This window comes from Kribbella sp. CA-245084, from assembly GCF_050942355.1.
Lineage (GTDB): Bacteria > Actinomycetota > Actinomycetes > Propionibacteriales > Kribbellaceae > Kribbella.
Genome location: NZ_CP192053.1, coordinates 8,114,159 through 8,139,515, shown reverse-complemented (window position 1 = coordinate 8,139,515; position 25,357 = coordinate 8,114,159). Strand labels below are relative to the sequence as shown.

Below are 25,357 nucleotides of genomic sequence, written 5' to 3'. Positions count from 1 at the left end.
ATGACGATGACGCGGTCGCGGCTGATCCCTATGCGCCCGAGGGACCCGCAAGAGCCCGGCCGGACCGCGTCCTCGCTGGAACTGTTCTTCGACCTGGTGTTCGTGGTCGCGGTGAGTGTCGCCGCGTCCCAGCTGCACCACGCGCTGTCGGACAAGCACATCGTCGACGGCCTGGGGTCGTACGCGATGGTGTTCTTCGCGATCTGGTGGGCGTGGATGAACTTCACCTGGTTCGCCACCTCGTTCGCCACCGACGACTGGCTGTACCGGCTGCTGACGATCCTGCAGATGAGCGGTGTACTCGTGCTCGCCGCAGGTATCGAGCAGGTCTTCGCCGACCGCGACTTCACCGTGGTGGTGTTCGGCTATGTCGTGATGCGGGTCGCGATGATCGCGCAATGGCTGCGGGCGTCCCACCGGACCGGGGAGAGCCGGCAGGCGACCCTGCGGTACGCCGGTGGGATCGCCATCGTGCAGGTGCTCTGGCTGACCACGCTGGTGATGTCCGGGCCGGTGGTGGTGGTCGCCTGGTGCATTTTCGTGCTTGCCGAGCTCGCGGTACCGGTGGTGGCGGAGCGGCGCTGGACGACGCCCTGGCACCCGCACCACATCACCGAGCGGTACGGCCTGTTCACGCTGATCCTGCTCGGCGAGAGCCTGCTCGCGTCCGCCAACGCGATCATCGAGGCCGTCCACGACCACGAGTCGCTCGGCCCGCTGATCGCGCTCTCGGTACTCACGCTCGTGGTCACCGCGGCGATGTGGTGGATCTACTTCTGGCCGCCGCATCACACCGCGATCAGGTCGTTCACGAGCTCACTGCGGTACGGCTACACGCACTACTTCGTGTTCGCCGCAGCCGGTGCGTTCTCGGCCGGAATCGAGGTCGAGATCGACAGCATCACGCACCACACCGAGCTGAGCGACGTCGCCGCGTCCTACACGGTGACGATCCCGATCGCGATCTTCGTCCTCAGCATCTGGTGGATCGCGATTCGCGACAATGCCGATCGGACCGTCAATCTCGTCGTACCGCTCGGTGCTGTCCTGGTCCTGCTGGACCCGCTGATCCCGATCCCGTTCGCCCTCACCGCCGTGTTCATGGCGCTGATCGTGGCGACGCTGGTCGTGCACCCGCCGGTGGAGCGGTCAGCTGGGGTTGCGGAGCTCGGCTAGGGCGGTCGCCACGCGGCCGTGAGCAGCCTCCAGGGCGGTCCGGGCCTCGCTGACGGGTGTTCCGGTCAGGAGGTGGACAAGGGCGGGCTTGAGCTCGCCGTCGGCCTCGGCCAGGGCGGCTTCACAGGCGGCCTCGTCGGCGCCGGTGGCCTCGGCGAGGATGCGCAGCATCCGGCCGCGGAGCTTCTTGTTGGTCGCCACCAGGTCGACCATCAGGTTCGACCAGGTGCGGCCGAGCTTGATCATCAGCGTCGTCGAGAACGCGTTCAGGATCATCTTCTGCGCGGTGCCGGCCTTCAGCCGGGTCGAGCCGGCGATGACCTCGGGCCCGGTGTCCGCGGCGATCACGACGTCGGCCAGCGGCGCCAGCGGGGCGTCCGGGTTCGACGTGACCAGCACGGTGGTCGCCCCGGCCGCGCGGGCGGCCTTCAGGGCGCCGGCGACGTACGGCGTGCTTCCGGAAGCGGCGAGGCCGACGACGAGGTCCTGGCCGGTGACCGCGACCGCATCGGCGGCGCCGCCGTCCTCGGAGTCCTCGACGTTCTCGACCGCGCGCAGCAGCGCCTCCATCCCACCGGCGTGGTGGGCGACCACCAGTCCGTCCGGCACGTGGAACGTGGGCAGCAGTTCGGCGGCGTCCAGGACCGCCAGGCGTCCCGACGTACCGGCGCCGAAGTAATGCACCCGGCCGCCGCCGCGGACCGCCTCGACGGCGGCGTCGACGGCCTTGGTCAGCTCCGGGATCACTGCACTCACGGCACCCGCGACGCGGGCGTCCTCGTTGTTCAGCATCTGGAGGATCTCGGACGTGCCCACCGCATCGATGGCCAGCGTCCTCGGGTTGCGCTGCTCGGTCGGTGAGGTCACAGGATCGATGTTAGTTTTCTACTGAAGGATTTTCAATTCCGTTCATCTTTGACGGAAACGGTTGACGTCACTCGGATCCTTTGAGTCGGTGCCCGCGGACCGCGCTGGCGGTCTCCTCGAGCGCCTTCCGCGCATCCGGCAGCACCTGCTGTGCGACCCCGATGAACAGGCAGTCGATCACTGTGAGTTGCGCGATTCGCGAAGCCATCGCCCCCGAGCGGTACGTCGTCTCGCGCGCAGCCGTGGTCAGCACGAGGTCCGCGGTACGCGCCAGCGGAGACCGCGGGAAGTTTGTCACCGCGACTGTGGTGGCGCCGTGCTTGGCGGCCTCCTCGAGCGCCTCGACGACCTCGACCGTGGTGCCGGTGTGCGAGATTCCGATCGCGACGTCGCCCTCGCCGAGCAGCGCGGCGCTGGTCAGCGCGATGTGTACGTCGGACCACGCGAAGGCCACGCGCCGGATCCGGTGCAGCTTCTGCTGCAGATCGAGCGCGACGAACGAGCTCGCGGCGAAGCCGTAGAGGTCCACCCGCGGAGCCTTCACGACAGCGTCGACGACCTTGGCGAGCGCGTCGACGTCGATCTGCTGCGCGGTCTCGCGGACCGCTCGCTCATCGGCGAACGCGACCTTGCTGACCACATCGGCCAGCGAGTCGCCCGGCTCGATGTCGCCACCCACCTCAGGCCGGAGGCTCTCCGTCGCCGACTGGGCCGCCAACTGCAGGCGGAGCTGCGGGTAGCCGGGGACCCCGATCTGCTTGCAGAACCGGATGACCGTGGTCTCCGAGGTGGAGGCCACCTCGGCCAGTTCGGAGATCGTCATCGCCGCCACTCCGCCCGGGTCCGCGAGGACCGCGTTCGCGACCCGCTGCTCGGCCGGCGCCAGCGCGGGCATCACCGCGCGGACCCGGACCAGCAGCGGCCCCGTGGGTTCTGGAGAGGTCGTTGAATTCATGACAGCCACGGTACGGCGACTATGCACGAAGTGGGGTCACCGACGCGAAAGTCTCCAACCTGTTGCGGTAAATGATTCAGGCGTTCGTTCACCGTCGAGAAGAACACCAGTCCCGCTCGTGATCTTCACACCGTCGACGTAGACACCGCGGCCCTGGTACAGCGGGTCGCTCGTGTACCGCCACCGGATCGTCTGGTCGCCGGCGCCGAGCTCCGCGGTCGCCTGATGCCAGTGCCGGTCGCCGGAACCGCTGATCGAGCCGTCGGTATCGGTCACCGAGCCGCGATCACGCACCGAGAACGGCACCTTGGTCCAGGTCGAGCCGTCCGCGGACGTCTCCAGATACAGCAGATCCGTGTCCTCGGTGTCGACGAACAGGTCGAAGGCCAGCTTCGCTCCGCCCGCCGGTACGGCGACCTTGGTCGAGAGCGTGGTGGTCGCGCCGTCCGTCGTACCGGAGAACCAGGCGTCCTTGCCGTGGCGCGGGCCGACGCCGAGCGCCAGCGCGAGCCCCTGGGTCACAGCCCTGCGGGCCGGGTTGTTGCTACCCCAATCACGCGAAGGGTGGACCCGGTTGGTCAGCAGGATCGCGAACGAGCGCGAGTCGAAGTCGATCACGATCGACGTGCCGGTGTACCCGGTGTGGCCGGCTGCGCGCGGCCCGGACAAGCCACCCATGTACCACCGCTGGTTGAGCTCGAAGCCGAGGCCGTGGTCGTTCCCCGGGAAGCCCTGGTTGAAGTTCGTGATCATCGCGGTGACCGAGGATTCCTTGAGGATCCGCGCGCCGCGGTAGCTGCCGCCGTTCAGGAACGTCTGCGCCAGCACGGCGAGGTCGTCCGCAGTACTGAAAACGCCCGCATGTCCGGCGACGCCGCCCAGGGACCAGGCGTTCTCGTCGTGCACCTCGCCCCACACCATCCCGCGCGGCGGCGAGGTCTGGTACTCCGTGGCTGCGATCCGGGGCTTCTTCTTCGGGTCCGGGTTGTAGCCGGTGTCGCGCATCTGCAGCGGTTTGGTGATGCCGTCGGCGACCAGCTTGTCGAGCGTCTTGCCGGTCACCCGGTGCGCGACCTCGCCGAGCGAGATCAGGTTCAGGTCGCTGTAGAGATACGTCGAGCCGTGCGGGTTCTGCAGCTTCGCGGTCAGCGCCATGTGCAGCCGCGAGGCCGGGTCCGGTTGCGAGCTCCACAGCGGCAGCCAGGACGGGAAGCCGCTGGTGTGCGTGAGCGCCATCCGGACGGTCACGGACTCCTTGCCGTTCTCCGCGAACTCCGGGACGTACGTCGCGATCGGCGCGTCCAGGTCGATCTTGCCCTTCTCGACCAGCTGCATCACGACGATCGACGTGAACAGCTTCGAGACCGACGCCAGGTCGAAGATCGTGTCGGTCCGCATCGGGATCTGCTGGTCCGGCGGCAGCTCGGTGCCGGCGCCGTCGGCGTACTTCAGCGCCATGCCGGTGGCCGTCCGGGTGACGACCTTCCCGTCGTGGCCGAGCAGCGTGACCGCGCCGGCATACAGCGGCTTCGTCGCTCCGCTCGGTTGCGTCCAGCCGGCGACCTGGGTCAGGGCCGCGTCGATCGGCGCCGGGTCGAGACCCGCGGCAGCCGGGGTCGAGTCACGCAGCAGCGTCGACTTCGGCGCGTACCCGTCGTACGGGTGGTCGAACCGGCCCGAATTGTTGCCGCCAGCAACTGCAGGCGTTCCCATCGTCACCATCACCGCCGAAGCAATCGTGAGCGCCGCCAGCCGTCTCATCGGTGCGCGCCCTTGTACAGAAGGTATTTCGCCCGCCGCGCCGTCCAGGCGTCGGTCTCGGGCTTCCAGGCTGCCACGATCTCCTCGGCGGTCGCATCCGCCAAAAGCATGGTCCGGAACCGATCGGAGCCGGTCAGGAGATCGATCCACCGGCCGGGTGGGGTCTCCTCCCGCCAGGTGAATTCCGGGTAGAGCTTACGGGCCTCGACGATCATGTGCGTCGCCGCCGTGATCGCCTCGACGCTGTGCGGGTCGGTGATCTGGACCTGGACGCCGCCGCAGAGCACGTTGGCGTTCTTGCTGATCGTCGGCGTGAAGTACGCCTCCCGGAATGCGACTCCCGGGATGTGCTTGGTCTGCAGCGCCTCGGCCCACCGATAGTCGACGTACGGCGCGCCGATCAGCTCGAACGGCCGCGTCGTACCGCGGCCCTCGGACATGTTGGTCGCCTCGAACAGGCACAGGCCCGGATACACCAGGGCGGTGTCCGGGGTCGGCATGTTCGGACTCGGCATCACCCAGGTCAGACCGGTGTCGTCGTACAGCTGGTCGCGCTTCCAGTTCGACACCTCGATGACCTGGAGTTCCTTCAGCCGGCCGCCGTTCGGCTCGAGCGGCAGGTACTCCGCGTTGAACATGCGGGCCAGCTCGCCGACGGTCATACCGTGCTGCTGGACGATCTCCTTCTTACCGACGCCCGAGGTATATCCGGGCTTCAGCATCGGACCGCGCGCGTAGCCGCCGACCGGGTTCGGGCGGTCGAGGACGACGAACTTCGCGCCGGTGCGGACCGCGGCGAGCATCGCCTCGAACATCGTCCAGATGTAGGTGTAGAAGCGGGCACCGACGTCCTGGATGTCGAAGACGACGGTCTCGACGCCGGACTTCGCGTACAGGCCGGCCAGCTTGTCCGCGTTCGCGCCGTACGCGTCGTAGACCATGATCCCGGTGCGCGGGTCGACGTGATCCCCCTCCGAACCGCCCGCCTGGGCGCTGCCGCGGAAGCCGTGCTCGGGGCCGAACACCGCGACGATGTTCACCTTCCCGGACGCGTGCATCGTGTCGACGATGTGCTGGTAGTCCGGCAGGATCCCGGTCGGGTTGCTGATCACGCCGACCTTCTGCCCGGCCAGCGCGCGCCAGCCGTCCTTCGCCAGCACCTCGGCGCCGGTCATCACCTTGCGCTTCGACGCGGGCTCTGCGGCCTGGGCGGCCGGTACGTCGATCAGCGGTGCGGCGGCCAGCGCACCGGCGCCGGCCAGCAAACTACGTCGCTTCATGGGCATCTCCTCAGGGACGGAACGAGAGGTCAGCAATCATCGGGCGGTGGTCGCTGGCAGCCTCAGCCACGGGGACTTCGGCGGGCACCTCGGCACGGAGCACATTCAGGTTAGTACCGACCGTGACGAAGTCGATCCGCTTGGTGGCGGCGACCGCCGGGTAGGTGTACGGCCCGCCGGTCGTCGAACCGGCCGCGGACCACGAGTCGGTGAGCCGCGTCCACAACCCGGCCAGCTCGGGCGCCGAGGCCTCCGCATTGAAGTCGCCGACCAGCACCTGCAGATCCTTCTTGCGGTCCTGGGCCAGGATCTTGAGCGTGTCTGCTACCTGCAGCTGCCGAACGGACGGATCGGCTCGATAGTCCAGATGCGTGCAGTAGACATGCAGCCGACGTCCGTGCACCTCGAGCTCGGCCTCGAGGAAGCCGGGCGCGGGGGCAGGGACCGGATTCGGATCCTGCGTGGACAGGCGCGTGATCGGATGGTTCTCGGTCCGGATCAGCGGGAAGCGGGAGAGCAGCCCGACGCCGTACTGACGCCTCGGCTGACCGGCCGCGGGCGGGTCCAAGTCGTAGATCGGCGCGAACGCCAAGTGCATGCCCAGCTTGGCCGCGAGCTCGGCGAGAGTGTCCAGCCACTGGCTACGAACATCCCAGTGGACGTCGACCTCCTGCAGGCCGATCACATCCGCATCGAGCGCCTTCAGGGCCTGGGCGGTGCGGTCGAGATCGAAGACGTTGTCCTCGCCGGCGCCCGCGTGGATGTTGTAAGAGGCAACGGTCAGGCGGGTCTGCTTCGCGTCGAAGGTCAGGCCGTGGCCGAACGGGTGCATGACCGGCACGGGGCCGCCGTTCGGATCCGGCTTGCCGGGGATCTCCACCGGGAGCTTCCCCGTTGGCGCGATCTCGCCGTACAGGACCTTGGCGAGCGCCTCCATGGACGGCGCTGTGCTGCCGTAGGTGACGAGTGTCGTCGGCGCGGGGTCGAAGTACGCGACGTCGTACGGGTCGCGGACCGGGACGACGATGACCGGTCGTCCCGTCGCGAGTAGCGCGTTGACGAGCTTCTGCTGCTTGGCCTGCTTGTCGGTGACCGCCGTGTCCCATGCCTTGTTGGTCAGCACGACCGTCAGATCCGCCACCGTCGCCACCGCGTCGGCGATCTTGGCGTCGGTCGGCGTCGTGCCGGTGTCCTTCACGACCGCGGTCGCGCCCCGGGACTGCAGCGCCGTCGCCAGGTTTGTCGGGCTGTAGCCGGTGACGAGGATCGTGCGCGGTGCGGGGGAGAGCGGCAGGAGGGCGGCGTCGTCGCGGAGGAGCGTCGTACTGCGGTCCGCGATGTGCTGGGCCTCGGCGTAGTTGGCCGGCGTACCGACGATCTTCGCGACGCGGGCCAGGTCGACGTACGGATGGTCGACCAGACCGGTGTCGTGCTTCAGCGTGAGGATGCGCCCGACGCTCTCGTCGATGCGGGCCTCGCTGATCCGGCCGCTGCGCACCGCGTCGAGGACCGAGGTGTAGGCGAGCCCCGGATCGACAGGCATCAGCAGTTGGTCGACGCCGGCCTCGATCGCCCGCAGCGGGATCTCGGCATCGCCGTACTTGTCGCGGACGCCCTGCATCCCCAGCGAGTCGGTGATCACGACCCCGTCGAACTCGAGCTGCTCGCGCAGGATCCCGGTCAGGATCGGCCGGCTCAACGTCGCCGGATCGCCGGACGGATCGAGCGCCGGTACGACGATGTGCGCGGTCATGATCGACTGGATGCCGGCCCGGATCGCGGCCTGGAACGGCGGCAGGTCGATCCGGGTCCACTCCTCGCGGGTGTGACCGATCACCGGGATGCCGGTGTGGCTGTCGGTCGCGGTGTCGCCGTGGCCGGGGAAGTGCTTCGCGGTCGAGACGACGCGGCCGTCGCGCTGGTAGCCCTTCACCTGTGCGGCGACGAGCTCGGCGACCAACGTCGGGTCGGAGGAGACCGAGCGGACACCGATCACCGGATTCAGCGGGTTGACGTTGACGTCGGCATCCGGGGCGAAGTCGGTGGTGATGCCGATTGCCTTCAGCTCGCGGCCGGCGATCGCTCCGGCCGAGCGCGCGTACGCCGCTGAGCGGGTCGCGCCGAGCGCCATCCCGCCGGGGAACTGGGTGGCGGGCGGACCGACCCGGACGACCGAGCCGTGCTCCTGGTCGGTGCCGATCTGCAGCGGGATGCCACTGTTGGCGAGCGACGCCTCCTGCAGGCCGTTCGACAGGCGCGCGATCTGCTGCGGGTCCTTCGTCGAGTCGGTCCAGGTGAAGTAGATGACGCCGCCGAGGTTGAACCTGGCGACCACCTCGGCCGGCGTGGCCACGCCGTACAGGCTGGTGTTGCGGGCGTCGGCGGTGCCGGCCGTCGGGCCGTACGCGTAGCAGACGAACAGCTGGCCGACCTTCTGCTCGAGCGTCATCCGGCGCATCGTGTCGCGGACCCAGCGGTTCGGGGTGGCATCTGCGCTCGTGCTGGCAGCGACCGTCGTCCCCGCGACGGTCGCCGCCGCGAGGCCGAGGGTCTGGCGGCGGGTCAGTTCCATGGGGGTCACCAACTCTGTGCAGGCGGGCAGGGGCGAGCGCCAAGGTAATTGAATTACAGATACTCCCCCACGACGCGAAAGTTACCCACGCGCGCACGGTGGGTCAAGAGTCGGTGACGCGCGGCGGTCTGCCGGGCCGCGTGTCCGGTGCGGGAGAACCCGGCATCCAGTCGATGCGGGCGACTGTATTTCTAACCTGCCCGACGATTTCGAGCGGTTTGCAATTCGGCTATTTGAATGACTCGATCGAGGGCTTTTCATTGCCGCTGGTTCATGGCGCAGTTGTGTGATCGTGTCGTATCGTCGCGTCATCGCCAGGCCTTGGTGGGGGCACTGGTCTTCGAATCCTTTGTGTGTAAAGAACTTTGGAGCTCGGATGACCGATGGTGCTGTCGTTGTGCCTGGGACCACCCTAGGGGCAGAGTGGGTCGACGATGTCTTGCTGGCCGGGCCGGACGACGAGGTTTGCTTCCGGCTGCCCGATCCTATTGATCGTTTGAAATTACGCCGTTTGGTGCTCGGACGGCAAACGGAATTGGCGCAGTCCGGTTTCCGGCCGGGTGGTGCGGTGGCGTTGCGGTTGCCGCCGTCGATGGCGTTCGTGACGCATTTGCTGGCGATCTGGCGCGGCGGCGGGCAGGCCATTCTGCTCGACCACCGGCTGACCGACTACGAGGTCCGGCGGGCGATCGAGCGGTTGGTGCCGCAGGTCGTCGTGTCGCCGGAGCGTCCGGTGCAGTCCGGGCTGCGGACGTTCGTCGAGGTCGACACGGACCTGGCGAGCTACTCCGGTCATCCGGCCGGCACCGCGCATGCCGTCGTACAGCTGAGCTCGGGATCGACCGGGCCGTCGAAGGTGATCGGGCGTACTGCGGACGACCTGGTCGCGGAGGTACTGCGGTACACGCAGATCGACGGCGTACCGCAGCGTGGTGAGCGACTGATCCTGCTGCCGTCGATGGTGCATGTCCTCGGTCTGGTGGGCGGTCTGCTCCACGGGCTGCATGCCGGCGTCGAACTGCAGCCGCCCGCTCGTCTCACGGGGGATGCGATCGTGCAGGCGATCGGGGCGGCGACGACACCGGCGACGGTGCTCGGGGTGCCGTTCCACATCGGGTTGCTCGCGTCGGTGCAGGATCCGCCGTGGTTGCCGCAGTTCAAGCGGATGACCACGGGTGGGGAGCTGGTGCGGGCGGCGGTATCGCGGGCGTTCGAGGAGAAGTACGGCGTACCGCTCGGGAACATGTACGGGATGACCGAGGTCGGGGTCATCGGCACCGACCTGTACGGCGAGCACCGGCCGGCGATCCGGCCCGCGCCAGGGATCTCGGTCCGCGTCGTCGACGGCGAACTGCAGGTGGCTCGCGCGGAGTCGCCGTACCTCGGGCTGTCCGATCCGACCCGCTGGTCCGACGGCTGGCTGCACACGCGGGACGCCGGCGTTGTCGATCCGGAGACGGGGCTGGTCAGCATCAAGGGCCGGCTGGATTCGCAGGTCTCCGTCGGCGGGTTGAAGGTCGATCTGACGGAGGTCGAGGCGGCGCTCGCGTCGTTGCGCGGGGTCGAGGCCGCGGTGGTCGCCTTCGACGGCGCAATCACGGCGTACGTGCAGCTGAACCAGCCGCGGTCGTTGGTGGATCTCGAGGCGGAGCTGGCGCAGCAGCTGGCGACGTACAAACGGCCCCGCACCGTGCACCTGCTCAATCAGTTGCCTCGGACAACCACCGGCAAGCTCGTCCGTGACGTGTCCACGCTGCGCAAAGCGGTCTCGTGATGGACGACGATCTCCGTCAGGCCGACGGGCGCCGCAAGGGCCAGCACCGCACCAGGCCACGGCACATACGTCACCAACAGGTGCGGCTCCGACTCCACCACTCCACCTCCAAGCGGCATCACCCGCCGCAACCCCGTCCCGCGCAATCCCTTCCCAAGCGCCTTCCCCACGGCTTCCTTCGCCGTCCACAGTCGAAGGAAGGCGATCAGTTCATCAGGTTGCCGCTTCGTCCACGCCAGCTCCTCCGCGCCGAACCACCGCATGGCCAACGCCTGCACCTCGCGGGGATACACCTCCTCAAGATCCACGCCAAGCGGCCCGTCGTACGACGCGACGACGGCGACCAGGTGATGCGTGTGGCTGACGCTCACCGCCAGCCCCGGGACGAGCGGCTGACCGTCCGGGCCGTGGCTGAGCCGAGGACTGGGGACGAGCGTGCCCGCCAACTCGAGCAGAAGTGTGTGGGCCGCCGCGCGCGGCTCGGCGCCGGCCGGCGCCACCCAGACATGTACCGGAGCTCCCACCGAAAGAAGGTAACCCCATGAAGGACGAGGTTCGCGCATTCGTCATTGCGCAGCTGCAGGACATGAACTACGACACCGAAGGTGTCGACGACGACACCACGCTCGGGCCGGCCGGGGTGGATCTGGAATCGCTCGCGCTGGCGGACCTGTCGGTGCGGGTCGAGGACAGGTTCGGGGTCAGGTTCTCCGACGACGAGTCCGAGCAGTTGGCGTTGATGACGGTCGGCGAGTTCACCACCGAGGTGGCCGGCCGGGTAGCTCAGCAGGTCTGATGACCTTGACCCCACCCCCGCCCGGGCGGGCCGAGATCCTCACCTGGCTGGCCGGCCTCGGCCCGCGCCCGCCGGACGCCGAACGGCTCGACTCGATGGAACTGGCCTGGCTGGTCCATCAGGTCGAGCAGCAGTACGGCGTCGCGCTCGACGACGACCAGCTCGAACGCATGAGCACGATCGACGACGCGGTCGCCGTACTCCGCGAAGTGCTGACGAGCCATGTCTGAGTCGTTGCCGGTCGCCGTCACCGGTATGTCGATCATGACTGCGCTCGGCCGTGGTCCCTCGGCGCAGTTGTCGGGTACGCCGGCCTTCGCCGAGGTCACGCGCTTCGACACGAGCAACCGCCGTACGCACCACGCCGCGATCGCCGTGGACGCCGGCACGCTGGAAGAAGAACTCGACCATGCAATCGCGGAGGCGTGCGCGCAGGCCGGTGTCGACCGCAACACGACACCGCTCCTGCTCGCCCTCCACGAGCCGCCCACCCGCGACTTCGGCCAACTCCGCACGTACACCTCAGCCTGCGTCTCCGCCACCACAGCCCTCGCCGACGCAGCCACCCTCATCCGCCTAGGTCGCCTCAGCCGGGTCGTAGTAGCCGCCGCCTACCTGGTCGAGCCCTACCAGTACGCCCTCTTCGACACCGGCCGAGCCCTCTCAACCGACGGCGCCGTCCGCCCCTTCTCTCTAGACCGCACGGGCACCTTGTTGGGCGACGGCGTAGCCGCAGTAGTCCTCCAACCAGGCGAAGGCCTAGCCGAGCTACTCGCCTGCTCCCGCACCGGCGACGCCCACCACCCCGTCCAACCCGCGCCGAGCGGGCGCGGACTGGCGGCCGCCATCCAGAGCGCACTCCGTAAGGCCGGTGTCGCTCCGGACCAGATCGGTTACGTCAACGCCAACGCCACCGGCACGGCCTTCGCCGACAACGCCGAAGCCGCCGCCCTCACCCACACGTTTGGTGGGCTCACCCACCAGATTGTGGGTTCACCCACCCGAATGCAGTTGGCCAACCCCCAGCCTGGTGAGTCAACCCACCAAATGAGTGCTGCCGGCGCGGCATTCACCGCCGCCGGCCGAGCGGGGCGAGGCGGGCCAGGTGTTTCTTCTACGAAAGGCGTGCACGGGCATGCGTTGGAGGCTTCGGGGTTGGTGGAGTTTGTGGTGATGGTGGCTGCGCTTCGGCAAGGGAAGTTGCCGGTTAATGCTGGGTTTCTGGAGGCGGATCCGGCCTGTCAGGTGGATTTGATTTTGGATGCGCCTCGGTTGGTTACCTCGCCGTACGCCATGTCGCTCAACTCTGCGTTTGGTGGGGCTAATACCGCATTGGTGGTGCGGGTCGGATGAAGACGTTGGCCGAGGGGCGCTGGGATGGCGGCGAACTGCCGGGGGTGCCGGGGTTTGTGGGGTCGGCGTTCAATCCGATGGTGGTTGCGGCTGCTGAGCGGTGTCTGGCTCAGGTGGATACCGAACCGCTGACGGGGATCGTGCTCGTGAGTGAAGGTGATCGCGCCGGCGCGGAGCACGTGAGGCAAGCAGTTGCCGAGGGCAAGCGCATCGGTCCGTTGTACTTCTTCCAGTCGGTGCCCAACAGCATCGCCGGATGGATCGCGGCCAAGTGGGAGCTGCGCGGCCCGGTGGTGTGCGTGACGAACGGCGGACCCGACGAGGCCGAGCTGCTGCTCGCCGACGGAGACGCCGAGCAGGTGCTGATCGTGCAGGTGACCGCGGACCGGGCGTTCGCGCAGATCGTGAGTGGGGGAGATCCGACGTGAAGAGTCTCAGAGCCCAACTGGCCGCCGATCCGGACATCGGCACCGGCAACGTCCTGGCAACGGTCCTCAAGTACGGCGCCGACCCGAGCGGCCCCGGCCTGACCTTCGACACCCCGGTCGACCACTTCCCGGCCGAGCACCCCCTGACCCTCGGTGAACTCAACGAACGAGTTCAAGCACGTACGGCGTGGCTGCACGACCACGGCATCACCCGCGGTGACGTGGTCGCCGTCTGGGCGACCGAGGCGCAAGACGTTGTGCTGAGCTTCCTCGCGCTGACGCGGGTCGGTGCGATCCCGGCCCTGATGAACGGCAAGATGGCCCCGGCCATCGCCGACGAGTACATCCGCCGGCTGCGCGCGACCGCGGTACTCGCGGATGCGGCTCACAAACCGCTCCTGCAAACAGACGTCCTCGCCGAGCCACGCGAGGCCGTCGGCGATCCCACCAAGGCCCCCGAGCACTACCAGCATCACGCGGACGACCCGGTCGTCATCACGCATACCAGCGGCACCACCGGCGTACCGAAGGCTGTCCTCCACACCCACACCACCTTGTACGCCGCTCTCAAACACCTCCTGACCATGCCGCAGGCGCAAGGCACCGACAGGATCCTGAACGCGCTGCCGATGCCGCACACGGCGACGGTCCTGATGGTCAACCAGGTCCTCGGCAACCGCGCCGAGATGCTCCTGCTCTCCAGCCAGGACGCGCCGTACGTCCTGCGGAACATCGAGCGCTGGAAGCCGCACTCGGTCTACGGATTCGCGGTCACCTGGGCCGGACTCGCCCGCGAGGACCTGAGCAACCACGACCTCGACTCGGTCCGGATGTGGTTCAACACCGGCGACTGTGCGCACGAACCCCACATCCGCAAACTCGTTGCCGTCGGCACCCGTGAGAGGGTCACCCGCGAAGGACGCCATACCGTCCCGGGCAGTCACTTCATCGACGGTCTCGGCTCCAGCGAGATGGGCCACAACGGCTTCCACATCACGCACACGGTCGACAGCGACCAGTACGGCCGCTGCATCGGCAAGCCGTACGAGTTCGCGCAGGCAGCTGTCCTGAGTTCGACCGGCGAGGAACTGCCGCCGGGCAAGGTCGGCCTGCTCGGTTTCCGCTCGCCGTCCGTGTCGCCGGGCTACTGGAACGACTCGGTGACGACGTACCGCTTCCGCTTGAGCGGCTGGTTCCTCACCGGCGACCTCGCGTACCGCGACGACACCGGCCACTACTTCCACCTCGACCGCGTGCCGGATGCGGTAGCCGGCTTCGAAGGTCCGCAACTCTTCACCTCGATGTCCGAGGAACGCATCCTCGCGGCACTCCCCGAGGTCGACGACTGCACGGTGATCATCACCCCGGACGAGGGCCGGTACGTCGCCGACGTATTGCTCGAACTCTCCCCGGACGCCCCCGACCGCGACCGCACCGCCGACGTACGCGCAGCCGTCGGGGAAGAGGTCGCCGCAATTCTTCGCAACGTCACTGTCGTCGGCACGGGCGAGGTGCCGGTCACGGTGACCGGAAAGGTCCGCAAGGTCGCCCTCCGGGAGGCTCGCTCATGAACGCCACCATCACGGGAATCGGCCTGATGACTCCGGTCGGCCGCACCCCACGCGAGGCGTACGACGCCCTGCTGCACGGGCGATCCGGCATCGTCAAACCACCCGCGGACCACCCGATCGCCAACTCGATCGAACTGGCGGGCATCCTGCCGCCCTTCGACGCCGGCGACCTCACCAAGGGCCCCGACGGCAAGGTGATGGACCGCACCGTCATCCTCGCCCAACTCACCGCCGCGGACGCGCTCGCCGATGCCGGGCTGGTCGTCGGCGACACCGTCGATCCCGAGCGGATCGGCATCATCGTGGGCGGGGTCGGCGGGATGGCGACCCTCGAGCAGCAAGTCCTGTCCCGCGCAGAACGCGGCCGCGCCGCGGTCAGCCCGTACCTCCTCACCGGCATCCTCCCGAATATGCCGGCCGCCCGAGTCGCCATCCGCCATGGCATCCGCGGATATACGTCCTCAGTCGGTACGGCGTGTGCATCCGGCGCCCAGGCGATCGCCGACGCCGTACGGCTGATCCGTTCCGGCGAGGTCGACGTGGTGTTGTGCGGAGCGAGTGAGGCTCCGCTGTTCCCCACCTTCGCGGAGACCTTCGCCAACGCACGGGCGCTGGCTCGTGGATGGGAGGACCCGGCCGAGGCGAGCCGGCCGTTCGACGTACGGCGGAATGGGTTCGTGTTGAGCGAAGGCGCCGCTCTCCTCGTACTGGAAAGCACAGAGCATGCTGCAGCCCGAGGTGCCGCCGGGTATGCGGATGTGGCGGGTTACGGGGTGAACTCCGACGCGCATCATCCGACTGCTCCGAGGCCCGACGGGGAGGGCGCTGCGGCGTGTATGCGGCTGGCGATGGCAAGTGGCCGGATCCGGCCCGAGCAGGTCGGTTACGTCAACGCGCACGGCACCAGTACGAAGCTCGGAGACGTGGCCGAGTCGGTTGCTATTGGCAAAGCTTTTGGCGAGCACCAGCCGGCGGTCAGCTCGACCAAGGCGCTGACCGGCCACATGCTCGGGACCTCCGGTGTGGTCGAGGCGGTGGCGGCAGTCGGTGCCATCACGACCGGGCTGCTGCCCCCGACGTACCACTTGGACGACCCGGATCCGGCCTGCCCGCTGGATCACGTCCGCAAGGAGCCCCGCGACGTCCGGCTCGAGTATGCGCTGTCGAACTCGTTCGGCTTCGGCGGTCAGAACGTCAGCCTGCTCCTCGGCACCGCCACAACGCCGGAGCGGCGCGACATCAACAGTGAGGAGATGGCGTAATGGAGATCTACGGGATCGACCACGTCGAGCTGTATGTGGGCGACGCTCGGCAGGCGGCGTTCTACCTCGGGCACGCGTTCGGCCTGCAGATACACGGCCAAGGCGGACCCGAGACCGGCCTGCCCGGCCAGCGCTCGTTGCTGCTGCGCGAGGACGCGGTACAGATCGTGCTGACGTCCGGCCTGACCGCAGAGCATCCGGCGGCCGCGTATGTCCAACGACATGGTGACGGGGTCGCCGTCGTCGGTCTGGAGGTCGACAACGCTGGGGGTGCCTACAACGAGTTGCTTGCCCGGGGCGCCGAATCGGTCGCCGCGCCGGTGATCTATACCGACCAGGAGACGACGGTCGTGATCGCCGAGGTCGGTGGCTTCGGCGATGTGATCCATCGGCTCGTCGAACGGCGTGGACCGCGGCACGAGTTCCTGCCTGGCGCGATCCAGATCACCGAGCCGGCGAGCGGGCCGGACGAGAAGCTGTTCAGCGAGATCGACCACCTGGCGATCTGCGTACCGTCGGGGCAGCTGAAGCCGACGGTCGAGTTCTACGAGACGGTCTTCGGGTTCCTGCCGATCTTCGAGGAAACCATCGAGGTCGCGGGGCAGGGGATGGAGTCGACCGTCGTCCAGAGCCCGTCGAAGCACGTCACATTCACGCTGATCGAGCCGGATCCGAACCGCCGTCCGGGGCAGATCAACGACTTCCTCAGCTGGCACGCGGGCGCCGGCGTACAGCACATCGCCTTGCGCACCAGCAACATCGTCGAGGCCGTCAGCACGCTCGCCGGTCGCGGCGTCAACTTCCTCGCGTCGCCGTCGACGTACTACAAGGCGCTGCCCGAACGGGTCGGCGAAGTCGAGACGCCGATCGAGGACCTGGAGAAGCTCGGCATCCTGGTCGACCGGGACCACTGGGGTCAACTCCTGCAGATCTTCACCGAGTCGATGCATGTCCGCCGCACGCTGTTCCTGGAGATCATCGAGCGCCGCGGCGCGATGACGTTCGGCAGCGGCAACATCAAGGCGCTGTACGAGGCGAAGGAGCGCGAGCTCGAGGGGGTCTCATGACGTTGGAGTTCAAGCTGTCCGAGGAGGAGATCGAGCTCCTCCCCACCGACGAGGACGTTGCCTTCTTCAACGAGCACGGCTGGTACCTCTCCAAGAAGCTGCTCACCGACGACGAGACCGACGAGCTCGTCAACGCCAGCGAGCGGTACTACGCCGGCGAGCGCGACCGCACCCTCCCGCTCGCACCGCCCAAGCTCGCGTACTGGGACCCGTCGAAGGGAGACGTCCAGCGGCACAACGACTACGTGCACTACGAGCATGACGGTCTCGCCAAGATCCTCCGCAAGCCGCTGATCGGCGCGGTCGCGGCCCGGCTCGCGCAGACCGACGAGATCCGGATCTTCCAGTCCACGATGATCTACAAGCCGCCGATCTCCGGCGAACCCTCGAACATCGTGCCCTGGCACTTCGACAAGCACTACTGGTCGTCCTCGTCGTCGGACCGGATGCTGACCGCGTTCATCCCGTTCCACGACTGCCCGCCGGAGATGGGCACGATCACGATGGTCGACGGCAGCCACCGCTGGCAGGAGATCGGCTCGGACGACACCGTCGTACGTCACTTCGCCGAGCGGGACCGGTCGCAGCTCGACCAGATGCTGGCCGAGAACGCGGCGTACAACGGCGTCGAGGTGACCAAGCTGCCGATCACGATCCCGCGCGGTCACATGAACTTCCACCACTGCCGCACGTACCACGGCAGCGGCGCCAACGTGTCCGACCGCCCGCGCCGCGCGATCTCGCTGCACCTCCAGGACGGCGCCAACGCCTACCGCGAGTTCCCCCTCAGCGACGGAACCCTCGCCGCCTACAACCACGACGCCCTGGTACGCCGCACCGCCGCCGGCCACCCCGACTACGCCGACCCCGACTACTGCCCGACCCTCTGGGCCGACCGCTAGGAGATCAGGACATGTCCCGTTACGACTGGGGTCAGACGCACCCCGGCATCGAGCAGTTGGAGAAGGCCGTCAGCGATGCCCGTGACAAGGTCGTCCAGCACCCGCTGTACGCGAACCTCGACACGCACGAAGCCCTCGTCACTTTCATGGAACACCATGTGTTCGCGGTGTGGGACTTCATGTCGCTGCTCAAGTCCCTGCAACGCGAACTCACCTGTGTCACCGTGCCGTGGATCCCGACCGCGCATACCGGCAGCCGTCGGCTGATCAACGACATCGTCATGGTCGAGGAGAGCGACGAGCTCGGCGACGGCTTCATCAGCCACTTCGAGCTGTACGTAAACGGGATGGTGGAGGCCGGATCCGACACCTCGGCGATCACGGAGCTGGTCGAGCTGCTGCGGAACGGCGGTGCCGTGCTCGACTCGTTGAAGGCAGCCGGCGTACCGCAGGCGTCGATCGACTTTGCCGGAACCACCTGGGACATCATCGAGAACGCGCCGATCCACTGCCAGGCGGCGGCTTTCGCGTTCGGGCGGGAGGATCTGATCCCGGACATGTTCCAGCAGGTCGTCGCGGTGAACGAGCGGTCCAACCGGCTCAACACCTTCGTCGACTATCTCGAGCGGCACATCGAGGTCGACGGCGAGCAGCACACCCCGATGGCGATGCAGATGGTCACCGACCTCTGCGGCGACGACCAGACGAAGTGGGACGCCTGCGCCGACACCATCAACGGCGCACTCGCCGCCCGCGCCCGGCTCTGGGACGCCATCCTCGCGGCTGTGAAGGCCTGACCAGATGAGCACTGTCGATCTCTACCGGACCGTGCGCTTGATCCGTCGCTTCGAGGAGCGGGCGATCGAGTTCGTGCGGTCCGGGGAGATCGTCGGTGGGATCCATCCGTACGTCGGGCAGGAGGCGATCGCGGCGGGCGTGTGCGCGGCGTTGACGCCGGACGACGTGATCACCAGCACGCACCGCGGGCACGGCCATGTGCTTGCCCGCGGGGTCGACCCGCGCCGGTTGCTCGCCGAGCTGATGGGACGGGAGAGCGGGCTGAACAAGGGGCGTGGCGGCTCGATGCACGCGGCCGACTTCAGCTTGGGGATTCTCGGGGCGAACGCGATCGTCGGCGCTGCCGCGTCGATCGCGACGGGAGCCGCGTGGGCCCATCGCAAGCAAGGGCGGGACACGGTCGCGGTCACGTTCTTCGGTGATGGTGCGATGAACGAAGGGATGTTGCTGGAGGCACTCAACTTGGCTGCGTTGTGGCGAGTGCCGGTGGTCTTCGTGTGCGAGAACAACGGGTATGCGACGACGATGCCGGTCGAGTCGGCGGTGGCCGGGAGCATCACGGAGCGGGCAGAAGCGTTCGGCATCCCGGCGTACATCGTGGACGGGCAGGATCCGGAAACGGTGCTGGAGGCAACGACAGCGGCGGTTGCGCGGGCTCGGGCCGGCGAGGGGCCGACGTTCATGGAGTGCATGACGTATCGCTTCGACGCGCACCACACGTTCGAGCATCGCGTCCGGCTCGACTACCGCTCGGCCGATCAGCTCGCGTTCGGTCGGTCGCGGGATCCGGTCGTGATCCAAGGCGAACGGTTGTCGGACGACGAGCGGGAACAGGTCGACGCCGAGGTCGAGGCGATCCTCGACGTGGCGGCCGAGTTCGCGTTGGGCAGCGCCTATCCGGATCCGGCCGAGGCGCTCAAGTACCTGTACGCGGTGATGCCCTGATGCCGAAGCTTTCGTACCTGAAGGCGATGAACCGTGCCCTCGCCGACTCCCTCGACAACGATCCGTCCGTCTTCCTCCTTGGCGAGGACATCCGCGTCGCCGCGTCCAACCTGACCGCTGGACTGCTCACCCGCTTCGGCCCGGACCGCGTACTCGACACCCCGCTCTCCGAACAGGCCTTCACGAACTTCGCGACCGGCGCGGCGCTGGCCGGGATGCGCCCGGTGATCGAGTTCCAGATCCCGTCGCTGCTGTTCCTGGTCTTCGAACAGATCGCGAACCAGGCCCACAAGTTCTCCCTGATGACGGGCGGCCAGTGCAAGGTCCCCGTGACCTACGTCGTCACCGGATCAGGCTCCCGCACCGGCTGGGCCGGCCAACACTCGGATCATCCCTACACCTTGCTCGCCCACGTCGGCGTCAAGACCGTCGTCCCCGCAACTCCCACGGAGGCCTACGGCCTCCTGGTGTCGGCGATCCGCGACGACGACCCGGTGGTCTTCTTCGCACCCTCAGGCGCGCTCGGAGTCCGGGAAGACGTCGACTTCCCCACCCTCGCGCCTGTCCCGCTCGGCACTGGGCGACTGGTGCGGGCCGGCGACGATGTGACGGTCGTTGCCCTCGGCCACCTGGTCCATGATGCGCTGGCCGTTGCGGACGAGTTGGCCGGGCAAGGGATCTCGGTCGAAGTCTTCGATCCGCGCACCGTCTACCCACTCGACCTCGACGGCTTGGCCAAGTCGGTCGCCAAGACCCGCCGCCTCGTCGTGATCGACGACTCCAACCGGACCAGCGGATTCGCCGCCGAGATCCTCGCGGTCGCCGCCGAACGCTTCACCCTGGACGCCCCACCTCGCCGCGTGACCCGGCCCGACGGTGCCGTCCTGCCGTTCGCACTTGCCCTCGACCGAGCGATCCAGCCCGACCGGGACCAACTCGTCGCCGCGATCAACGCCGTACTGGAGGACCGATGACCGACGTGTGGAACCAGTTGCCTGAAGCAACCCGGACGGCGCTCGTGACGCGCGGGGCTGCCGCGTGGCGGGAGGTGTACGACGGGGTGGCGACGCACAACAAGGAGTGGCGACCGCTCCGGCCGCCGATCATGGCTGCCACCACCTACCGATCGATGACGGAGCTGTCGGCAACCGTCGCGCGGTTGATCCTGGGCGCGTGTTTGCGGCGGGCAACGACTGCAGGGGAGCTGCGGCGCGCGCTCGGGATGCCGGTCGGATACATCGACCTGCTGGACGAGGACCTGCCGTTGAGCGAGGACCTGCTCGGCGGCGTACGCGCGGACATCCTGCTGAGCAACGGGACGCCGTACGTCGTGGAGGCCAATATCGACAGCGCGCTCGGCGGGGCGCACGACTCGGACGGGGTCGCTCACCGGTTCCTCAACGCCTACGCGGGCGACCCTGTGCTGGACGATCTTGGGTTGACGGCGCCGGCGTCGGCGGTCGACGCGCGGTACGAGGCCGTCCGATCGGCGTTACAGCTGACCGGGGACGATCGGCTGGCGATGGTCTTCACCACCGGCGGGACATACCCGGGTTCGCAGGACGGCCTGGCGATGATCAAGCTGCTCGAACCGTTCAGTGAGCGCGGTCGTGAGCTCGGTCTGGACATGCGGGTGTATCCGGTCGAGTGGCTCACGCTGGACGCCGACGGTCGACTCTGCGTCGACGACGGGCCGATCGACGCCGTACTGCGGATGTTCGTCCCGCAAGGTATGAAGCCGAGCGACGGACTGGATGCGCTGGGGACGGCCGTCGCCGGCGGGTCGGTGCGGATGTTCACCGCGACCGCGAGCTGGTTGCTGGCGAGCAAGACGATCCTGGCCTGGCTGTGGAGCGACCTCTACGAGCTGGACCCGGTGGATGCCGAGGTCGTCCGGCAGCACGTCCCGCGGACCGAGATCCTGTCAGCCGGACTGCGGGATCGAGTACTTGCCGACCGCAACCAGCTGGTGCTCAAGCCCAACGGTTCGTACGGCGGAGTCGGTGTGGTGGTCGGTCCTGAGGTCGATGAGGCAACCTGGGCGAACGCAGTCGAGGAAGCCCTGAGCGAGGGCGGGTACATCGTCCAGCAGCACGTCGACGTGGACCGGTTGACCATGCAGTTCGTGCAACTCGAGACCGAGGAGACGCAGGAGGCGGACGTGCCGTTCTGCATCGCGCCGTACCTGTTCGGAGGTACGGCGGCCGGCGCCTACCTCCGGTTCACGGTTCCCGGCGCGGGGCCGGTGGTCAACGTTGGCCAGGGTGCGCTGACGAGTGGTCTGCTGCTGGTGCCTTGAGGCGGTGCCCGATCGCTCTGAGTGTTTCGGCGGTCGCGACGGCATCGCTCCGAGCGTTGCCGTGGCGACCGTCGCTGCTGTAGAGACTCGGATCGGTCGACAGCGGGTGGTCGGTCAGGTGGATGTGGATCGTGCCGAGCTGCTCGGCGATCTCGGCCGTGTGATCGGAGAGGGTTCGCATTCGTTGCCTGAGGCCCGGACGCAACCAGTCGACGACAGCGGGGCTGTACGAGATGTCGAACATGCCGAGCGTCATCACCTCCGCGCCCGCACCTTGCAGCGTGGTGATCATCAGCGTCAGTTCGCGATCGACCCGGTCCGCGTCGTACGTCGCCGGGAACGCATCGTTGCCTCCGCCAACGACCAGGGCGAGATCCGGGCCGAAGGCAAGAGCCGGCTCGAGCTGCGTGGCGAGGATCTCGCGAGTCCGCAGTCCGCTGACGCCGAGGTTGAGGTAGGCGAGCTCGGGACGTACGGCGCGGAGCTCGGCGGCGATGCGATCCGCCCATTGGAGATCGCTGTATCCCTCGACCGGCTCGCACAATCCCTCGACGACGCTGTCACCCAGGACGACGAACCTCCGCCACGGATGGTCTGCGAGGAGCTCGAGGCTCTCGCCGGGGCGGAGGCAGTAGGGGTCAGTGGCTTCGTTCACGTTGCCTCCACTGGGCTCGGTGCGTCGAGAACCTTCCCGGGGCGGCGGTGGACCAAGGGGAACACGCTGACGACCAGGCAGGCAAGGCCTGACCAGATCAAAGCCGGGGTCAGGCCGAGGGCGCTGACCAACTCACCGGCCAGCAAGGCACCTAGTGGAAGGCCGGCGAATGATGTCGCTGCCACCAGACCGATGACTCTGGCTTGGAGATGTTTCGGGACGTGTTCGTAGAGGGCAGCGCCGAAGACGGGGTTGATCGCGGCGATCCCGATGCCGGACAGGAAGGTCACCACCATGACCAGGGCCAGGTTGTCGCTGAGACCGAGAACTAGCAACCGTGGACTACCGCCGACGAAGGCGCCGATCGCGAAGGTCAGGTAGCGCGGCACCTTGGTGGCGAGTACGGCGAACGTGATGCTGCCGAGCAAGGCGCCGGCGGAGAATGCCCCCAGTGTGAGACCCAGACCGGCGGGTGAACCGAGTTCGTCGCGGACCCAGACCGGGATGAAGACCGCCGTACTCGCGCTGGCGAAGATGTTGATCGTGAACGTCGTGATCAGCATCGTCGCGAGCAGCTCGTCCCGTCGTACGAACGAGAAGCCCTCGGCCAGGGAGCGGAAGTACTTGTCCCGACGGGTGTCCGCGACGACCTCGGGCGGGCGGACGAAGGCGGCGACGAGGACTGCGCAGATCACGAACGTCACCGCGTCGATCCACAGCACGCTGGCGGCGTCGGTCCAGAAGATCAGCAGGCCGCCGAGCGGTGCGCCGAGCAGGGTCGCGCCACGGGCGAGGGCCTCGTGCAGGGACGTGATGCGGATCAGTTCGACGTTGGCAGCCTCGGCCATTGGGCGTACCAACAGATCCTTCGCCCGGTCGGCTGCACCGCGGAGTGCGCCCGCGACCGCGACGAGGACGAGCAGGGCGGCGAAGCCCAGGCTGGTCGTGGCCGCGATCGCCGCGACCGCGACGGCGCTCGAGAGGTTCGCGAGGATCGACGTACGGCGGGGGCCGAGGGTGTCGATGAGTGGGCCGGCCATGATGCTCGCGATGATGTAGGGCACGAGCTCGACCGCGGCGACCAGACCCATCCGGGCCGCGCTGCCCGTGGTGACGAGCACCAGCCAGGGGATCGCCACCATGGTGATGCGGCTGCCGACCGCGGACAGCACGTCCGCGATGAACAGGATGACGAGACCGCGTTTGGGTGTCATGACTGTGGGTGCAGCTCGGCGTAGAGCTTGCGGAGGGCAACCTTGTCGACCTTCGCGATCCTCGTCAGCGGGAGCTCGTCGACGAAGTCGATCGCGGCCGGCGCCCACATCTCGTTCAGGGTCGTGGTCACCAGCTCCTGCAACTCTTCTGCTGCGATCGGCGAACGCACGACAACGAACGCATGCACCGCCTCGCCCACAACCGGGTCGGGGACGCCGATGACCGCCGCGGTGCTGACCGCCGGGTGACTGCTCAGCACGTCCTCGATCGGCCGGCAGAAGATCGCCCAGTTGCGGCGGGTGGTGACGATCATGTCGTGCACCCGGTCGACCAGGAACAGGAAGCCGTCGTCGTCGACGTACCCGAGGTCGCGTGTCCTCAGCCATCCGTCGACAAGCGTCTCGGCCGTGAGCTCCGGCTGGTTCAGGTACCCGGCGAAGACCAGGTTGCTCTGCACCCACACCTCGCCGGTCTGTCCGTTCGGCAGCACCTTCCCGTCGTCGTCCCGGATCTCGATCCGCACATCGCCGTACGGCGTGCCCGCCGACGCCAGCCGCGCGTCCGCGGTCAACCCGGGCTGCGCGGTCACCACGACGCACTCGCTCAGCCCGTACACGATCCGCAGTACCGGACCGAAGCGTTCGATCCCCTGCCGTAACCGCGCCGGCGTCGCCGGACCCGCGCCGACGTTGAACATGAACAAGCTGCTGCAATCGACCTCCGCGCCACCGGGATAATCAAGCACTTCGTACAACATCGGCGGCGTGACATACGTCGATGTGATCCGCTCCGTCGGCACGATCCGGTAGAACTCCTCCGGCGACCACGTGTCGGTCAGAAACAGCACCCCGCCGGTGAACAGGTTGAAGAACGTGGTGATCTGTCCACTCGCCAGCCACAGCGGTGACCCCGAGTAGTGCCGGAGCATCGGAAACCCTTGTGCGACAAAGGCCGCGGCCAACTCGAGGATCTGCTCGTAGAACGCCTGCGTGTGATGAACCAGCTTCGGATCGCCGGTCGTCCCGCTGGTCTGCAACACCGAGTCCGGCGCGGGTGTCGCGCTGATCTCGTACGGCGTCGACGAGTCGAGCTCAGCGATCCGGTACGCCGGCATCGGGGCGAGCGAGTCCGCCAGCTCCTGGCCGAGCTCGCTCGCTTCGTCGTACACGAACAAGTCGGCGTCGGCCAGCGCCGCGAAGCGATCGATCTCGCGGCGGGACGTGATCGGCGCGCTCCACAACACCCGGCAACCGTGCAGGTGGAGGGCGAGTTGGAGCGCCGGGGCGTCGAAGCAGTTGGCCGCCATCACCAGCACTTTGCCGCCCGGCCGGACGCCGGCATCGCGAAATGCGCCTGCAAACCGCAGTACGTCGGCGATCAATTCACCGTACGTCGCGGAACGGTCACCGCGGGCTAGTGCGGGACGCCCGGAGAATTCCTCGAACAGCTGCAGGACCTGGCCCACGTAATTGGTACTGTTTCCGGGCATGACGAAATCAGGCGGCATTCTCGTCTGCTTCCCCTAGGATGCGCGGCCACCCCCAGCCGTCCCTTGTGACTCTACTCGATCGGCGCCCTGCGCGGTGTGAAGGAATACCCCTGCGATTCGGGAGTGGAACCGGTCCGCTAACCGCTGCGCCGGGACCGAAAGAAATGCATTCTGATTCATTGACCGGATTCC

23 protein-coding genes are annotated in these 25,357 nt (G+C 67.8%); 14 read left to right on the top strand and 9 right to left on the bottom strand.

The features are described 5' to 3' along the window. Positions 1–1,176, top strand: coding sequence for a low temperature requirement protein A (locus ACQPYH_RS38915; protein WP_432882195.1), 1,176 nt, complete (start codon positions 1–3; stop codon positions 1,174–1,176). Here ACQPYH_RS38915 and murQ read toward each other — a convergent pair. The 5 genes from murQ to ACQPYH_RS38890 form a co-directional block, all read right to left on the bottom strand. Then, entirely contained in the window at positions 1,150–2,043 is an 894-nt protein-coding gene (murQ, locus tag ACQPYH_RS38910) for an N-acetylmuramic acid 6-phosphate etherase (protein WP_432882193.1), read from the bottom strand. The genes ACQPYH_RS38915 and murQ overlap by 27 nt on opposite strands. A 67-nt stretch (positions 2,044–2,110) precedes the next feature. Continuing rightward, positions 2,111–2,998, bottom strand: coding sequence for a MurR/RpiR family transcriptional regulator (locus ACQPYH_RS38905; protein ID WP_134120200.1), 888 nt, complete (start codon positions 2,996–2,998; stop codon positions 2,111–2,113). A gap of 36 nt (positions 2,999–3,034) precedes the next feature. Further along, a complete protein-coding gene (locus ACQPYH_RS38900) occupies positions 3,035–4,759 on the bottom strand; it encodes a serine hydrolase (protein WP_432882190.1) in 1,725 nt (574 codons plus the stop codon). Beyond that, the gene (locus ACQPYH_RS38895; protein WP_432882188.1) at positions 4,756–6,039 is read right to left on the bottom strand and encodes an exo-beta-N-acetylmuramidase NamZ family protein; all 1,284 of its coding nucleotides are present in this window, start codon (positions 6,037–6,039) and stop codon (positions 4,756–4,758) included. Before ACQPYH_RS38895 ends, ACQPYH_RS38900 begins: the two co-directional genes overlap by 4 nt. 10 nt (positions 6,040–6,049) lie before the next feature. Then, a complete protein-coding gene (locus tag ACQPYH_RS38890) occupies positions 6,050–8,611 on the bottom strand; it encodes a glycoside hydrolase family 3 N-terminal domain-containing protein (RefSeq protein ID WP_432882186.1) in 2,562 nt (853 codons plus the stop codon). Between the two features lie 376 nt (positions 8,612–8,987). On the opposite strand from ACQPYH_RS38890, the gene ACQPYH_RS38885 reads away from it, so the two are divergent. Beyond that, entirely contained in the window at positions 8,988–10,385 is a 1,398-nt protein-coding gene (locus tag ACQPYH_RS38885; protein WP_432882183.1) for a class I adenylate-forming enzyme family protein, read from the top strand. Here the strand turns inward: ACQPYH_RS38885 and ACQPYH_RS38880 are convergent. Continuing rightward, entirely contained in the window at positions 10,316–10,909 is a 594-nt protein-coding gene (locus ACQPYH_RS38880; RefSeq protein ID WP_432882180.1) for a 4'-phosphopantetheinyl transferase family protein, read from the bottom strand. The two genes, ACQPYH_RS38885 and ACQPYH_RS38880, sit on opposite strands and share 70 nt — an antisense overlap. Before the next feature lie 17 nt (positions 10,910–10,926). On the opposite strand from ACQPYH_RS38880, the gene ACQPYH_RS38875 reads away from it, so the two are divergent. From ACQPYH_RS38875 to ACQPYH_RS38820, 12 genes are read left to right on the top strand one after another with little or no spacing between them, the layout of a single operon-like run. Further along, a complete protein-coding gene (locus ACQPYH_RS38875) occupies positions 10,927–11,181 on the top strand; it encodes an acyl carrier protein (protein WP_132147744.1) in 255 nt (84 codons plus the stop codon). Further along, complete coding sequence (locus tag ACQPYH_RS38870) at positions 11,181–11,411, top strand: phosphopantetheine-binding protein (protein WP_432882176.1); 231 nt, start codon at positions 11,181–11,183, stop codon at positions 11,409–11,411. The genes ACQPYH_RS38875 and ACQPYH_RS38870 overlap by 1 nt, the downstream gene beginning before the upstream one ends. Next, positions 11,404–12,534, top strand: coding sequence for a beta-ketoacyl synthase N-terminal-like domain-containing protein (locus ACQPYH_RS38865; RefSeq protein WP_432882173.1), 1,131 nt, complete (start codon positions 11,404–11,406; stop codon positions 12,532–12,534). The genes ACQPYH_RS38870 and ACQPYH_RS38865 overlap by 8 nt, the downstream gene beginning before the upstream one ends. Then, positions 12,531–12,962 carry a beta-ketoacyl synthase chain length factor gene (locus tag ACQPYH_RS38860; protein ID WP_432882170.1) on the top strand — a complete coding sequence of 144 codons (432 nt, stop codon included), beginning with the start codon at positions 12,531–12,533 and terminating at the stop codon, positions 12,960–12,962. Before ACQPYH_RS38865 ends, ACQPYH_RS38860 begins: the two co-directional genes overlap by 4 nt. Beyond that, a complete protein-coding gene (locus ACQPYH_RS38855) occupies positions 12,959–14,533 on the top strand; it encodes a class I adenylate-forming enzyme family protein (protein WP_432882168.1) in 1,575 nt (524 codons plus the stop codon). The genes ACQPYH_RS38860 and ACQPYH_RS38855 overlap by 4 nt, the downstream gene beginning before the upstream one ends. Next, positions 14,530–15,795 carry a beta-ketoacyl-[acyl-carrier-protein] synthase family protein gene (locus tag ACQPYH_RS38850; protein WP_432882165.1) on the top strand — a complete coding sequence of 422 codons (1,266 nt, stop codon included), beginning with the start codon at positions 14,530–14,532 and terminating at the stop codon, positions 15,793–15,795. Before ACQPYH_RS38855 ends, ACQPYH_RS38850 begins: the two co-directional genes overlap by 4 nt. Continuing rightward, on the top strand, positions 15,795–16,862 hold the full coding sequence (hppD, locus tag ACQPYH_RS38845; RefSeq protein WP_432882162.1) for a 4-hydroxyphenylpyruvate dioxygenase: 1,068 nt from the start codon (positions 15,795–15,797) through the stop codon (positions 16,860–16,862). The genes ACQPYH_RS38850 and hppD overlap by 1 nt, the downstream gene beginning before the upstream one ends. Beyond that, positions 16,859–17,764: a phytanoyl-CoA dioxygenase family protein gene (locus ACQPYH_RS38840; RefSeq protein WP_432882161.1), complete on the top strand. Its 906-nt coding sequence runs from the start codon at positions 16,859–16,861 to the stop codon at positions 17,762–17,764. Before hppD ends, ACQPYH_RS38840 begins: the two co-directional genes overlap by 4 nt. 11 nt (positions 17,765–17,775) lie before the next feature. Beyond that, positions 17,776–18,561 carry a DUF3050 domain-containing protein gene (locus ACQPYH_RS38835; protein WP_432882159.1) on the top strand — a complete coding sequence of 262 codons (786 nt, stop codon included), beginning with the start codon at positions 17,776–17,778 and terminating at the stop codon, positions 18,559–18,561. A gap of 4 nt (positions 18,562–18,565) precedes the next feature. Next, the gene (locus ACQPYH_RS38830; RefSeq protein ID WP_432882157.1) at positions 18,566–19,507 is read left to right on the top strand and encodes a thiamine pyrophosphate-dependent dehydrogenase E1 component subunit alpha; all 942 of its coding nucleotides are present in this window, start codon (positions 18,566–18,568) and stop codon (positions 19,505–19,507) included. Continuing rightward, positions 19,507–20,481 carry an alpha-ketoacid dehydrogenase subunit beta gene (locus ACQPYH_RS38825; protein WP_432882155.1) on the top strand — a complete coding sequence of 325 codons (975 nt, stop codon included), beginning with the start codon at positions 19,507–19,509 and terminating at the stop codon, positions 20,479–20,481. Before ACQPYH_RS38830 ends, ACQPYH_RS38825 begins: the two co-directional genes overlap by 1 nt. Continuing rightward, a complete protein-coding gene (locus ACQPYH_RS38820) occupies positions 20,478–21,806 on the top strand; it encodes a hypothetical protein (RefSeq protein ID WP_432882152.1) in 1,329 nt (442 codons plus the stop codon). The genes ACQPYH_RS38825 and ACQPYH_RS38820 overlap by 4 nt, the downstream gene beginning before the upstream one ends. On the opposite strand, the gene ACQPYH_RS38815 is transcribed toward ACQPYH_RS38820, so the two are convergent. The 3 genes from ACQPYH_RS38815 to ACQPYH_RS38805 are packed head-to-tail and all read right to left on the bottom strand — an operon-like array spanning position 21,757 to position 25,165. Beyond that, on the bottom strand, positions 21,757–22,461 hold the full coding sequence (locus tag ACQPYH_RS38815; protein WP_432882149.1) for an SGNH/GDSL hydrolase family protein: 705 nt from the start codon (positions 22,459–22,461) through the stop codon (positions 21,757–21,759). The two genes, ACQPYH_RS38820 and ACQPYH_RS38815, sit on opposite strands and share 50 nt — an antisense overlap. Beyond that, the gene (locus tag ACQPYH_RS38810; protein ID WP_432882147.1) at positions 22,458–23,675 is read right to left on the bottom strand and encodes an MFS transporter; all 1,218 of its coding nucleotides are present in this window, start codon (positions 23,673–23,675) and stop codon (positions 22,458–22,460) included. Before ACQPYH_RS38810 ends, ACQPYH_RS38815 begins: the two co-directional genes overlap by 4 nt. Beyond that, positions 23,672–25,165, bottom strand: a complete 1,494-nt coding sequence (locus ACQPYH_RS38805) for a class I adenylate-forming enzyme family protein (RefSeq protein WP_432882144.1) — start codon at positions 25,163–25,165, stop codon at positions 23,672–23,674. Before ACQPYH_RS38805 ends, ACQPYH_RS38810 begins: the two co-directional genes overlap by 4 nt. Between the last annotated feature and the right edge of the window lie 192 nt (positions 25,166–25,357).

Coding starts and splice junctions, on each gene's coding strand:
- ACQPYH_RS38915 (WP_432882195.1), top strand. CDS start 1: ATGACGATGACGCGGTCGCGGCTGATCCCTATGCGCCCGAGGGACCCG.
- ACQPYH_RS38905 (WP_134120200.1), bottom strand. CDS start 2,998: ATGAATTCAACGACCTCTCCAGAACCCACGGGGCCGCTGCTGGTCCGG.
- ACQPYH_RS38900 (WP_432882190.1), bottom strand. CDS start 4,759: ATGAGACGGCTGGCGGCGCTCACGATTGCTTCGGCGGTGATGGTGACG.
- ACQPYH_RS38895 (WP_432882188.1), bottom strand. CDS start 6,039: ATGAAGCGACGTAGTTTGCTGGCCGGCGCCGGTGCGCTGGCCGCCGCA.
- ACQPYH_RS38890 (WP_432882186.1), bottom strand. CDS start 8,611: ATGGAACTGACCCGCCGCCAGACCCTCGGCCTCGCGGCGGCGACCGTC.
- ACQPYH_RS38885 (WP_432882183.1), top strand. CDS start 8,988: ATGACCGATGGTGCTGTCGTTGTGCCTGGGACCACCCTAGGGGCAGAG.
- ACQPYH_RS38875 (WP_132147744.1), top strand. CDS start 10,927: ATGAAGGACGAGGTTCGCGCATTCGTCATTGCGCAGCTGCAGGACATG.
- ACQPYH_RS38870 (WP_432882176.1), top strand. CDS start 11,181: ATGACCTTGACCCCACCCCCGCCCGGGCGGGCCGAGATCCTCACCTGG.
- ACQPYH_RS38865 (WP_432882173.1), top strand. CDS start 11,404: ATGTCTGAGTCGTTGCCGGTCGCCGTCACCGGTATGTCGATCATGACT.
- ACQPYH_RS38860 (WP_432882170.1), top strand. CDS start 12,531: ATGAAGACGTTGGCCGAGGGGCGCTGGGATGGCGGCGAACTGCCGGGG.
- ACQPYH_RS38850 (WP_432882165.1), top strand. CDS start 14,530: ATGAACGCCACCATCACGGGAATCGGCCTGATGACTCCGGTCGGCCGC.
- hppD (WP_432882162.1), top strand. CDS start 15,795: ATGGAGATCTACGGGATCGACCACGTCGAGCTGTATGTGGGCGACGCT.
- ACQPYH_RS38840 (WP_432882161.1), top strand. CDS start 16,859: ATGACGTTGGAGTTCAAGCTGTCCGAGGAGGAGATCGAGCTCCTCCCC.
- ACQPYH_RS38835 (WP_432882159.1), top strand. CDS start 17,776: ATGTCCCGTTACGACTGGGGTCAGACGCACCCCGGCATCGAGCAGTTG.
- ACQPYH_RS38830 (WP_432882157.1), top strand. CDS start 18,566: ATGAGCACTGTCGATCTCTACCGGACCGTGCGCTTGATCCGTCGCTTC.
- ACQPYH_RS38825 (WP_432882155.1), top strand. CDS start 19,507: ATGCCGAAGCTTTCGTACCTGAAGGCGATGAACCGTGCCCTCGCCGAC.
- ACQPYH_RS38820 (WP_432882152.1), top strand. CDS start 20,478: ATGACCGACGTGTGGAACCAGTTGCCTGAAGCAACCCGGACGGCGCTC.
- ACQPYH_RS38810 (WP_432882147.1), bottom strand. CDS start 23,675: ATGACACCCAAACGCGGTCTCGTCATCCTGTTCATCGCGGACGTGCTG.
- ACQPYH_RS38805 (WP_432882144.1), bottom strand. CDS start 25,165: ATGCCCGGAAACAGTACCAATTACGTGGGCCAGGTCCTGCAGCTGTTC.